The 14,082-nt window shown below is 45.6% G+C and carries 2 protein-coding genes; both read right to left on the reverse strand.

Annotated elements, in window-relative coordinates:
- Positions 1–5: 5 nt before the first annotated feature.
- Complete coding sequence (locus ACSBQP_RS14675) at positions 6–10,148, reverse strand: amino acid adenylation domain-containing protein (RefSeq protein ID WP_435028540.1); 10,143 nt, start codon at positions 10,146–10,148, stop codon at positions 6–8.
- A gap of 62 nt (positions 10,149–10,210) precedes the next feature.
- A complete protein-coding gene (locus ACSBQP_RS14680) occupies positions 10,211–14,044 on the reverse strand; it encodes a non-ribosomal peptide synthetase (protein WP_435028541.1) in 3,834 nt (1,277 codons plus the stop codon).
- Between the last annotated feature and the right edge of the window lie 38 nt (positions 14,045–14,082).

Here is a 14,082-nt window from a genome sequence, read left to right on the forward strand (position 1 = left end):
TCCTCCTACATCCAATCCAAAATCTGAATCTTGCTTTCTTCCGTCCAAACGCCGACATCCCCTGTCGGATAAAGGTATTCGCCTGTTTGATGTTTGAATGGATGCGGAATTTTATGCGCCTCCATCCAATCGGCTAGCTCTCCAAAAAGTGCTTTGATCTCTTTGGCGCCGATAAAAATATCTCCAGGAAATCCAATCGGCATGAGCTGATGTTCTTCATTCAGGACATATATTTCCGTTTCATAGGCAGGATCATGTACGCCTGCATAAACTTCTTCTTGGTCTGGGTATAGCACGCTGACATGTGCGTTTTTCGCCCAATTACTGATCATCCGCTCTTTTTCCTCACTTGTCACAATGGTGAAGGAAGATAGCGGCGTATCCACTTGTTCTGTCATGGCTTCAAGTGTGTGAATCAGCTGCTGCATCAGCGTTTGTATTTGCTTTTCTGTATATTGATGTAAGTTGTATGTGATCCGGAGCTCCAGCGTATCTCCCGGCACTGCGACAAGGGTTAAGTCATAATTTGTTTCTTCATGACTGGCAATGTCTAAAATGCGTACGCCATACGGCTCAATGGACTCAATCGGATAGTTTTCAAACACGACAATGCTGTGAAACAATGCCTCTCCATTTTGAATTTCCGTCATCTGCTGAATATCTGGCAATACGGTATACTCGTATTCTCTCATCTGAAAAACGGTTTCCTGTGTATAAGCCAGCAATCGCGCAATCGTCCAGTCCGAATGGATCGAAAGACGAAGCGGCAATGTGTTAATAAAGAGCCCTGTCATGCTTTCCACTTCTGGTAAGTCGGCTGGCCGGCCAGATACGGTCACCCCAAATATGACATCCTCTGCGCCTGAATGAAGGTGCAAAAGCAGTCCCCACGCTGATTGAATCAGTGTGCTCAACGTGACCTTCTGCTTGCCTGTCATCTTCTCCAGCTTCTGCTGCATCTCTGGCGTCAGTTTGACGCTGGACTGCATCATGCTTACTTCTTGGTCTAAAGCATGTTCTTCGCCGTCTCCTGGAAGCGGTGTCGCTTCCTCTACGCCTGACATATAACGCTGCCAGAATTCTTGCGCCTTCTCTTGATCCTGCTTTTGCAGCCATTCGATAAAATCTTTATATGGACGGACTGTAGAAAGACTGATCTCTCGGTCGTCCACAAGAGAGCGATACAGCGCAAAGGATTCCTGAATAAAACTGAACAAACTCCAGCCATCGATTAAAATGTGATGAAAACTAAAGACAAACGTGCATCTTTCCTCATCACAACGGAATAAAGCAATCCGAATTAGCGGTTCATCTATATGGTCTAAATGGAAATCCTTTGAACGATCAGATATTAAAAAGTGTTCGATTGTCTCTTCTTGCTTCGCATCACTCAGGTGGCGCACATCGTGCTGAGTGAGATGGATGCTTCCTTCTGATTGAATGAACTGAACAGGCTCCTTCAGCCCTTCCCAAGCGAATTTTGTTCTCAAAATCGAATGACGTTCTACAAGAAGATTCCAAGCTTGTTCATAGGCATCGCCGTTTGTTAAGCCTTGGAGCGTCATATGCACCTGACCAAAATAAGCTTGTGAGTCTTGATCTAGCAGTGCATGAAACAGCATTCCTTGCTGCATTGGAGACAGCGGATACACATCGACTACATTGTCTGGAAGTTCATCTATTTGCTTTTGCGTGAGCTGAACCATCGGAAAATCAGATGGTGTAAAGCCGCCGCTCGTTTCAACACAATGCGTCAAGATGATCTCCATTTTTTCTTTAAAACGTTCAGGTAACAACCGCACCTCTTGATCTTGTAGCAGTTCACGATTGATCATAAAGTTCATCTGCAACTGACCATCTGTCACATATCCATACACATCGATCAAATGCTGTCTTTCTGCTTTCGGATCGTGAACATGTCCATTTCGCTCGTCTGCTATATACAGCTTGGCTTCGCCATCTGCCTGATCTAACTGACCGAGGTAATTAAAGCTCATCTGCGGCGTTACCGTTTTGAGTAAACGAGATTCTGTCATGTATTGAAGCAAACCGTAGCCGATTCCCTTTTGCGGCACAGCTCGTAAGGTTTCTTTGACGTCTTTGATTTGTCTTGCAACATCGGTTTGTATAAAAGGAATAAAAATAGGATAAGAGCTTGTAAACCAGCCGACTGTCCGTGACAAATCCATCTGTTCAAATAAATCCTCGCGTCCATGCCCTTCTAACGTGATGAGCATTGGCTTTCCAATGGCTTGCGTGAGTCCTGCTAACAGTAAATCGTTAATCTCTGTTCGGTATGCTTGTGAGGCCTGTCTAAGTAACCTATCTGTTTGTTCCTTTGTGAGCTGAACCGACAGGATCTCTGCATGTTCTTCTATATTAGAAAGCGCAGGCAGTTGGAAAGGAGAACCTTCTTCCTCTTGATCCTTGATTTTTTGCCAAAAAGAGGCCTGCGCTTGTAATTGATCGGTTTGTGCATATTCATATAAGGCATCTGCCCACTGCTTATAGGAGGCGGTTTTTTTCGCAAATAGGATGTCCTGCCCCGTAGCAAGCTGTTTCAATCCATTTAGTACATCTTCTTGTATCATGCGCCATGATATGCCATCCATGACGAGATGGTGTGCAGCAATAAAGAGCTCAGACGTGTCTTTACCTGTATGGAAAAGAATCGCTTTGATCACTTCTCCTCGCTCTAATGACAATGTTCCTTGACAGGCACTTGTCTCCAAGCGGATTTGTTCCCGTGCTTCCTCCTGAGATACATCCGTCACATCAAAGAATGTGACACAAGGTGTGATGCCAGGCTCACGAATGGTTTGAATCCATGTGCCATCTGCCTCTTTTGTATATATAGCTCTCAGCATATCGTGATGATCGACCAGTTTTGAAAGAACCTGTGTTAACTGTTCATGTGGAACAGATCGCTTCATTTCAATATGCGCCGAGAGATTCCAATAATCTTGATTGGTCATCGATTGCTCAAAGAACCAAGATTGAATCGGGAGAAGACGAACCTCTCCTGTCACAGGTGATTGATCATAGACCGTAGAGACCTCTGACTTTCTCATCGCTTGTGCGAGTTGTGAGATGGTCTGTTTTTCAAATACATCTCTCGGCTGGATGACGTAGCCTTCCTGTGCTAAGCGTGCCACCATTTGTATGACAATAATGGAATCTCCGCCAAGCTCAAAGTAGTTATCATGGACGCCAATAGAAGGAACGCCTAGCAGCTGAGACCACACTTTTTCTAACACACGTTCTTCCTCAGTAGCTGCTTTGTCAATGGCTGTTTCTACTTCTTCTTGTCTCCACTCTGGCGGTGGAAGACGCTTTTGGTCTACCTTGCCATTTGGCGTGAGCGGTAATTCATCCAGCTCTATTAATAGGCTTGGCACCATATAATCTGGCAGAATGTCTTTTAAGTTATGGCGAATGTCTTGCGTGGTCATGCCGCCTTTTTGGACAAAATAACCGATCAATCGCTTATGACCACTCTCGTGCTGATGCGGGATAACGGCACATTCTGTGATGTCATCAAATGTCAGCATAGCGGCTTCAATTTCTCCGCATTCCACGCGGTGTCCACGAATTTTCACTTGATGATCGATTCTTCCAAGACAGTCAATGATGCCATTTGACAGCCAGCGGCCCATATCGCCTGTTTTATATAAACGCGCTCCTTCTTGGAAAGGATGCGGGATAAATGATGATGCTGTTTTTTCTTCATCTCCAAGGTAACCAAGTGCTAGCCCTGTGCCGCCAACATAAATTTCGCCGATGACGCCTTGCGGAACTGGCTGCATTTGGTCATCTAATACATAAGCTTGTGAATAAGCAATAGGCTGTCCAATCGGGACCGTCGCCTGATCTTCTTCTAGTGCTCGAATGTGATGCACACAGGAGAACGTCGTATTCTCTGTTGGTCCATATCCATTTAAAAGCCCTTCAGGCAAATATGGTAGTGCTTTTCGGATATGAGCGGCTGATAAGGCATCTCCGCCGACCAATAATGCATGAAGTCCAGATAAAGCTTCTGGATGCTCTTCTGTTAAACGGTTGAACAGCGGCACAGTCAAGAACCCTGTTGTAATCTGATGAGTTTTTAGTGCTTCCGCTAATGTATCCATTGATAAAATGGTATTTCGATCCGTCAGTATGAGCCTTCCCCCGTTTAAAAGGGCTCCCCATATTTCATACGTAAATGCGTCAAAAGAGAAGCTAGCGATTTGTAAAATGCGCGTTTGTTCATCAAGGGTGACATAGTCTGTTTCACACACAAGCCGGACGACCGCTTGATGCGGGATCAGTACTCCTTTTGGCTGTCCAGTTGACCCCGATGTGTAATTGATATAAGCAAGTCCATCAGGTCTTAGTGCAGCGGGCATGACCTCTGCTTCTGGTAAAAATTCTTCATACCCTTGATCAAGACAAATGAGTTCCGTTTGATGGATGGATACTTTTTTCAGCCATTCATTTTTTGTCAGTAAAAGCTGAATCCCTGTATCTCTCAGCATATAGTCAATGCGGGCATCTGGATATTCAGGATCAATTGGCACATAAGCCCCGCCTGCTTTCACAATGGCCAGCACCCCAAGAATCATTTCAGGCGATCTGTCGATGAGCAGTCCAACTGGTTCATGCGGCGTCACGCCTCGCTGCTGTAAATAGGCTGCAAGACGATCGACTTTCTCGTGTAACTCCTGGTACGTCCACTCATCTCCCTGGAACTCGAGCGCCACTGCATGAGGTGTCTTTTTCACTTGCGCTTCAAATCGTTCCGTCATGAGTAGCGGACCTTTTGGTTGATCAGTCTTTCCGCTCCATTCATAGAGCAATTGATGCTTTTCTTTCTCTGGCAGGAAATTCACTTGTCTGATCGGCTGCGCTGGATTTTCACAAATTCCTTCAAGCAGGTGCTCGTAGTATGCAAGGAATCGCTCCATCGTGTCATCAGAAAATAAATCCGCATGATACTCAAGCTTTAACTGAAGCCCTTCAGCTCCTTCAAACACAAACAGAGAGAGATCAAATTTCGCTGTATCATTATCTTCAATGGCTAAAACCGACGTCGCCTCTCCCATTGGAGAAGCTTCAAGCGGTAGGTTTTGCAGAACAAACATGACCTGAAACAGCGGCTGCTTACTGGCATCACGCACAATATTCAATTCATCAACCACCATCTCAAACGGCACATCCTGATGTGCATAAGCACCGACGGTTGTCTCCTTCACTCGCTCTAATAATTCCGTAAAGGCTGGATTCCCGCTATGGTCGATCTGAAGCGCCAATGTATTCACGAAAAATCCGATTAAATGCTCCATTTCCGTTCGATTTCTCCCAGCAATGACCGAGCCAATGACAAACTCGTCCTGTGAAGACAATCGATGTAATAGCGTAGAGAAAGCCGACAGCAAGGTCATATACAGTGTGCTGTCTGTTTTCTTAGATAGCTCATCAATCTTTTCAGACAGTGACTTCGACAGCTGATATGTTTTCGTCTTCCCTTTGTAGGATTGAACGGCCGGCCGCGGATGATCATACGGCAATACCAAATCTTCAACAGGTGCCGCAAATTGCTCCTTCCAATAGGCAAGCTGCTTATCTAGTGGCTCTCCTGTCAAATACTCCTTCTGCCACAGTGCGTAATCCGCATATTGAATAGGCAATGCCGGCAAGTGAGGCTCCCGCCCTTCGATCGCCGCTGTATACCACTCGGATAATTCTCTTGCAACAATGCCGATCGACCAGCCATCTGACACGATGTGGTGAATGGACATCAGCAAGATATGCTCTGCGGATGAAAGTCGAATCAGCTTCACTCGAAAGAGCGCTTCGTGTTCTAATTGAAAAGGTGTGGATGCCTCTTCTTTCGCCCATTCAGCCGCTTTTTGTTCTTTCTCTTCCTGTGACGCTATGCCTGAAAGGTCCATCACCTCAAGCTCTGGAAGGGCCATCTGTTCATGAATGACCTGTACCGGTTCATCCCCGCTCATCGTAAAGGACGTTCTGAGCGATTCATGTCTTTCCACCATATGATGCAGACTTTCCTGAAGCACCTTGATATCTAAAGGCCCATTCATCCGAAACGAAATCGTATTATTGTATAATGGCAAATCCGGCTCTAATTGATAGAGGAACCACTGTCTTTGCTGGGCATAAGACATCGGAATTTCCTGACCCTTTTCCATTTTTCTCATCGGAATCACTTCATCTGCTTTGGCATTTGAATCGATCCAATCCGCTAATTCTCCGAGTCTCGTATGTTCAAACAACACAGCAAGCGGCACGTCAAACCCTGTTTTTTGTCTAACCGCAGACAGCATTTGCGTCGCTTTCAGCGAATGGCCTCCTAGTAAAAAGAAATGATCGCCGCAGTTGACATCTGAGACACCAAGCAGCTCTGACCAAATGTGTGCGAGCAGTTTCTCCGTTTCTGTGTGAGGTGCTCTGTTGTCTGCATCCATTCCGCTTTCCTCTATTAATTCATGAAAATATGCCTCGTCTGGCGATCCATCTTCTGTTTCTTTCCAATATTCCTCAGGAAACAAATGCACGGCATATTCACCAGATAGACGGGACTGTAAACACGTATGAATCGATTGATAAAGCCGCTCTTCCACCGCCTTTGTTTGATCAGTTTTGAAAAAGACGTAAAAGGTCTGCTCTGTTTGCATCTCCGCATCCGCATGGACCATCTCGTGAATCTCTTTCTTCGATCGATCCAATCCCGTATAAATGAGCGGAGCATCTGTCATCAGACATGCGAGCATCGTTTGGAAGCCTGCCTGCTTTGAAATTGGGAGATAACCTCTTTCTTTTAACATGCCTTTTATCATGGAGCCTTCACTCATGCCAATCTCGTCCCACATGCTGAAACTAAAGCAATATGGCTTCACTGTAGATGTCAGCTTCTGATAATGAGCAAACTGTTCCACGAACTCATTGGCTGCGCAATAGGCGCCGACAGTCATACCGCCCTTTAGCGTTCGGGCTGATGAGCTGGAAAGAAATAAAACATTCCTGCGTTTGGAGGCAGCTTCATGGAGCGCAATCGTTCCATATACCTTCGCTTCGTACATGTCATTCAGAGACACAGATGTCATATCAGCAAGCAGTTCTTCTTGAATAATACCTGCGAAATGAATGATGCCATCCAGCCTTCGATTTCCAGCGACCTCATGTCTAGAGATGATCGCTTCCACCTCTTTTTCAGCCGTGATGTCTGCTTTCTCATACAGAACCTTGCCGCCATGCACTTTTGCCTGCTTTTCTAGCAAAGACAATGTCTCTTGCTGGTCACTAGAAAGTGCCTCTCTCTCTTTCCTTCCAAGCAACACGAGATGTGCTTGATAAGATGTCAGCAGGTGTTCACTAACTAAACGGCCAATTCCGCCTAGCCCGCCTGTTATGACATAAAGACCAGATGATTCAAATGGCGGCTCTTTCCTTTTCTGTTCCTTTTCCAAATGAAGAGGTGCTAAAAAGGGAATATAACGAACACCTTGACGATAAGCAACAACATGACAGTCTTGGTCATGTGTGAGTTCTGCCATAATCGCCATTGCATGGGAATGACTAGATACCGATTCTGCTAGAGAAAAATCAAGACATTGCACCTTGATAAACGGCCATTCATGCTGAATTGCTGTCATCAGTCCGGCTGTCGTTGCTTTTTCTACATCGTGAATGTGATCCTCCGGTACATTCATCGCATGGGCTGAGACAAAAGTGATGGCCACCTGCTCCTCATAGACGGAAATGGCTTTTGTTAAAAATAATGCACTCATGCTGCCCGTTTTCTGCGCTTGTTTCGCCTTGTCCACATAAAGCTTGTCTTCTTGGTTTGTATAGTTCCAAAGGTGAATGATGTGTTTCACCGAAACGCCATACGAACGGAGCGTCTCAAAGAGTTGTTCGTAGTCAGACGGCCGATTCGGGTGGATGATGAAGTGAGTGTGTGTGAGTTGTTTGAACGCTTGACCCGGTTCAACCGTAATGTATGTTTGTTCACTGTTGGCAAAAGATTTCAATTGATCTGCCAGTCCTAATGGATCTGCAAAGATCACAACGTCCCCTATGATCTGCTTGTCAGCTGCATCAAGTGGAGCAGGTATCCACTTCTTTTGATAACTCCAATCAGGCAAGGTATGTTCATTTTCAAGTCTCATGTCCATTTCCATGATCATTTCATCAAATTCGCCTTCTTGCCATCTCGTCTTGAGCTGTGCCCTTTCTATTTTTCCAGAGCTTGTTTTGGGAAATGCATGCTTCTGGACAGGAATGATGCGAGATGCAGACAAGCCCATTTTTGTTGCAATATGGGATTTAATGTGCTGACTTGCCCTCATAATATAAGCCGGCTCATACAGCTTCGGTGTAAAAAAGAGAATCAGTTCATCGGATGCAGAAGCCTCCATTCGGACAGAACAAGCAGCCACAAAGCTCGTTTCTACTCCCGGTACTTCCTCTGCTATGGCTTCAATTTCATAGTTGTGATAGTTTTTCCCGTTGATGATAATCATGTCTTTTTCTCTACCGGTTAGTGTCAGCCTTCCTTCGTGCAGGAAACCTAAATCACCCGTGTGAAACCAGCCATCCGCTTGAAATACTTCTTGATTCGCTTCGTCATTCCGGTAATAGCCCTTCATGGTGGTTGGACCTTTTATTTGCACACGGCCAATATGATCTTCTGGAAGAAGCTCATGCTGATGATTGACGATGCGTATCGTGATACCTGGAATCGGTTTGCCCAACTCTGTAAAGCTGACGGTTCCTGTCTCACGTGCTTCTGCTGGTCTTAGCTGCTCTGTCAGCGACGTTTCCTCAAAAGTCAGAACCCCGCTGTTTTCATCTCCACGCTCAATCGCAAAGGAAAACACAACCGCTGATGAGATTTCAGACATGCCGAAAGCCGGTCTGATCACATCTCCCTTTAAGCCGTGCGGAGCAAGCAGGTGTAGAAATCGGTGGATGGTTTTTGGAACGACCGCCTCTGCCCCATTGATCATGCAGGTCATCGCCGACAGATCCCAAGACCCTGATGAAATCTCTTTCTCATAATCATTGATCATCGCAAATGCAAAGTTAGGTGCCCACGTCTTCGTTGCACGGTAGCGGTCCATCCAGTCAAGCCACCGCAACGGCTGAGCGATAAAGTCATCCGTTCTTGCCCGAATCTGCTCGCAGCCTGTGTACACATTGACAAGGTGGAACATCACGATGCCGCCAATATGATCTAAAGGCATCCAGTCTAACGAGACATCCTCTTGTGTAAATTGATTTGCTGCCACTGTTCCTTTGACGTTCGCCAGCACACTTCTATGGGAATGCTCTACACACTTTGGCATCCCTGTACTTCCAGACGTTAAGATAAAGAAGACGGAATCATCCGGCGCGGCAGGGTGAGTGGCTGTATCTCTTTCTAATGTCAGCATCGGCTCAACTGCTGCGACACGTAATTGGTCTGTATGCCACAGTAAGGCTAACCCTTGCACCTCCTCGATCAGTGAGTCATCTGTTAGGATGAGCGGATGCTCGAGTAGCTTCCAAGCATGATGAAGCTTCTTCACTGCAGCATTCATCTCCCGATAGGTTGGGGCAGCCGACACAAGCGTTGGAACAAATCCGCCTAATACACATGCCCAAAAGGCAGTGACCATGGCATGATTCGATGAGAATTGAAAGAAAACAGGATCTCCTGCCTTAAGCCCCAGTGCCCTCAACCCAGTCAGAACCCTCTCGGCGTCTCCTTGTAACTGCGCATAAGATTGTGTGAGTTCGTTCTTGCTATTCACGATATACGTAAGCCCATTTGTCGTTTTTGCAGCCTCTGTTAAGACTTCCTGTAAGGTCTGTGCGCCTTCTGTGACGTCGAGATCCCCTCCATAGGAAAGAGCGGGCGGCATATCGGCCAAAGCAGGTACAGCCGTTTGCGTCTGTATCGCTTCCGCTGCGGCCTCCTGCTCAATGTGCTTGTCGAGAAATAAATGAGAGAGGTGATACGGCCGCGGTCGAATGGTTTTTTCACGTGAAAAAACAGCGAAGCGTTCGATTTCGTTGGTTTGTAAAATGGTTGTCTTTACATCTTGTAAAATCGCATCCATTGATTCATGTCTACTCGTTTGGTTAATGGTTGATGGTTTCATATGAGTTCCTTTCCTTTTTTGTTAGGCAGGACTGCAAGGCTGCATCCTGCCTAATCTAAAGTTTACAAGACTCGTTCTCTATTTGTTTGATTGACAATATGTTTGATCAGCTTTGCATTTTGAGCTGCACATTCTTTCTGTTTGAACATATCAGCATGCCGGCCATAGCCTTGGTATTGGGTAAAAGATCCGGCCGTTGCCTGTGCCCACTCTTCCATCCAGTCCGGGATCGCTATTTGTTCTTCAGATTGGATGAACGTAATATCTGCCTGTATTTTGCCTTGATTCACCCCCTTAACAAACGTTTCATAGTAGGCGCGCGTCTTTTGGGCAAGCGCTTCTTGAACGATCTCCCCTTGAGCAAGTTCGCTTTGTTTCGTTTGATGAACAATCGCTTCAATATCATCATCAATGGATCGTCCTTCTAAATCACTTTCTCCAATTTTCTTATAGGAATCGATCATGATGACCTTCTCGACTGTCCGTCCTCCTTGTTCAAGCGCTTGAACAAGCTCAAAGGCGAGGTAACATCCGCCTGAGTACCCCATCAACGTCAGCGGCCCTTTTGGCTGAAGGTGCTGAATATGCTGAACGTACTGCGCCATTCGGTTATTCGTTTCAATAAAATCAAAGGCGACTAGCCGAACATCATCAAGCGTTTTTGCTGCTTCCTGATAGATAAAGCCGTAGCCTGGTAATGGCGGAAGAGCAAAGACTGTTGATGTTTGAGATTCATTGAATACAAGATAGCCAGCGGTTTCCCCGTCCTGATGCTGAATATAATGACTAAGTGCTTCAATCGTCGGGGTCTCAAACAACAAATGGATCGGCACCTGAACCTCAAACTCTTTTGATACTTTGGACAAAAGAGACATCGCTTTTAAAGAATGTCCGCCAAGCTCAAAGAAATGGTCATCTGTGCTAATATCCTCTCGTTCAAGTACTTCCCGCCACATTACCAGCAGCTTTTGTTCCACTTCATTTGCGGGCAGTTTCACACGGCGGTTTCCTTGCGGTGCCTCTGGTTTTGGTAGCTGGCGTTTATCAACCTTCCCGTTTGGCGTAAGTGGGAGGTTCTCCAGTTCAATCAGCTCATGAGGCAGCATATAAGCTGGAAGACGCTCTTTCAGCCTTGATTTGATGTCATCGAGTTTCCCTTTCCATGCATCATCACACGTGATATAGGCAAGCAGCCTTGTATGATTGGTTTCATCATGATCCGCTAGGAGTACAGCTTGTTTTACACCTGGGTGCATGAGAAGGTTGGCTTCAATTTCTGTCAGTTCAATTCGGTGTCCTCGAATTTTCACCTGATCATCAACTCTGCCTGCATACTCAATCAGACCGTCTTCTCGAAAGTAAGCTAAATCCCCCGTGCGATACAGGCGCTCACCCGCAGCGAATGGATGGGCGATAAAGACTTGTTTTGTCAGATCAGGACGATTCAAATACCCTTTTGCCAGTCCTTTGCCGCTCAGACAAAGCTCTCCAACCATTCCAATCGGCTGAAGCTGCCTGTGCTCACTCAATATATAAGCGCCCGTCTGGTTGAGCGGCTTCCCAATTGGAATAGAACGTGCCTCTAAAGGGATCGCTTCATCTATCGGATAATATGTGGCAAAAACCGTTGATTCGGTTGGTCCGTATACATTCAACAATCTGCCTTTTCCCATCACATCAAAGGCTTTTCTCACATGCTGAACTGATGCCCTCTCTCCCCCAAACAGCACCTTACGCACACCGCGCATCCAGTCTGTTCCTTCATCAACGAGAAGATGGAATAAAGCCGTTGGAACAAACATGACAGAAATATGCTCTCCTTTTATCAGCTCAGTGAGCTTCCCCATATCTAAAATGGTTTCTTTTTGCGGCAGGACAAGCTTTGCTCCGTTTAAAAGCGCACCATATACATCAAATGTAAAGCCATCAAATACGCTATTTGATAACGACAACAATGTATCTGTTTCTAAAATGGTTAAATAATTCGTATTTTTGACCACCCGGGCAATATTGGAATGGGTCGTCATGATGCCTTTTGGCTGTCCGGTTGTTCCAGATGTATACATGATGTATGCCGTATCATCTAAACGAGCTTCGAGTGGCAGATTCTCTGAGCTCATCAGTAAAATTTCTTGATCATCTGCAAAAAGATACGTGCCATCAAATGCGAGTGACCTCGTCTGATTGATAAAGGATGAATGAGTCAGAAGATGCGTCGCTCCGCTGTCTTTCAGCATATATTGGATACGGCTTTCTGGATAATCTGGATCAATCGGCACATAGGTGGCACCTGCTTTTAAGACAGCGAGTAAGCTGACAATGAGTTCAGGTGTCCGCTCTGCTAAAATGGCGGTCACCGTTTGATGACCCACCCCATTTTTTTGCAAATGCCTTGCCAGTCGATTGGCTTGTTCGTTCAGCTCCGCATATGTCATCGTGTGATCACCTGCTGATAATGCCACTGCATTCGGCTGTTTTCGAACATTATGCTCAAACCACTTTGTCAAATAAAGCTGATCATGCTCCAGCTCAGGTGCATTCCATTCCTCTAACATTCGCTGTTTTTCCTGCTTTGTCACAAGTGTCAGTGTATGAACTGACTGATCTGGATGTTTGATGGCCCCTTTGATCAAAAGGGTCAGCTGATCCTTTAATTTACGGACAAATGCAGGGTCAAATGCACGCTGATTAAAGGCCAGCTTCAGCTGCAATTGTTCCCCGGGCGACGCCAGTAAATTGAGATCATAGTTCGATTTTTCATAGACATTCATGTCTTCTACTGTAAAGCCAAGCAGTGACTCCTGCTCGTCTTTCTTTGCAGCAGGGACATTCTCAAACACCACAATATGATCAATGAGCTGCTGCTGACCTGCCTTAGCCTGAATATCATAAATCGGGATATATTGGTGCGGTTCAGCCGCTAAAGACTGCTGCTGCGTCTCTGATAATAGAGAACGGAACGTCATTTGGTCTGTCAGCTGGATTCGTCTTGGAATGACATTGATGAACAACCCCACCATCCGGTCCACACCAGCCAAATCCGACGGACGTCCTGACACAACTGTTCCAAACAAAACATCATTTGACCGCTGATACCTGCTTAGTAAAATGGACCAAGCCGATTGAAGCGCACTGCTTAACGTGGCATTCTGCTGCAAGGCTAACTCTGATAAAGCAGCTGTTTCTTCTTTACTCATGGCCCATTCGATTTCGCCTAATTCATGCTCATTTGTTTGCTTTCGCTGTTCTTTAAAAGTCGACTGCCCCTCAAAACCAGCCAAAGATTGCGTCCAATATTCAAGTGAGGCTTGTTTATCTTGTTTTTCCAGCCATTGAATATATTCTTTATACGGCTTGACTGGCTCCAGCCTGTAAGGGATGTCATGCAAAAGTGCATGATAAATCGCAAACAATTCCTGCACAACTAGGCCAAAACACCAGCCATCTAGAAGGATATGGTGATAGCTCCATATCCAGCGATAGCTTGAAGGACCCGTTTGAAAAACAGAGGCCCGCATGAGCAGATCCTTCGAGAGATCAAATCCTCTCAGCTGATCCTTTTGTTTAAAACGATCAATACGTTCAAGCTGTTCACTTTCAGAAAGATCCTGTATGTCCACAACATCAAGCTGGAAAGGTCGATTCTTTAATACAACTTGGACAGGACGCTTCACTTTTTCGTGGAGGAACACGGTACGAAAAATATCGTACCGTTCCACAATGATATTCATGCTTTTCTCAAGCAAATCATGCCGAAGTGTGCCCTTCACGTTCATATCCATTTGTTCTACATAAAAGCCTTTTTCTTGATGATGGAGGGTATGAAACAGCATTCCTTCTTGCATCGGTGACAGATAGTACATATCTTGAACTTGATCCCTTTTAAATTGACTCATCTATTTCATTCCTCCTTTCCCTTTTTCATGACTGATCT

It is taken from the genome of Bacillus sp. G402, from assembly GCF_051172515.1.
GTDB classification, from domain to species: domain Bacteria; phylum Bacillota; class Bacilli; order Bacillales; family Bacillaceae; genus Bacillus; species Bacillus altitudinis.

Excerpts from the sequence above, each read along its gene's own strand:
- ACSBQP_RS14675 (WP_435028540.1), bottom strand. The coding sequence starts at position 10,148 with ATGAAACCATCAACCATTAACCAAACGAGTAGACATGAATCAATGGAT.
- ACSBQP_RS14680 (WP_435028541.1), bottom strand. The coding sequence starts at position 14,044 with ATGAGTCAATTTAAAAGGGATCAAGTTCAAGATATGTACTATCTGTCA.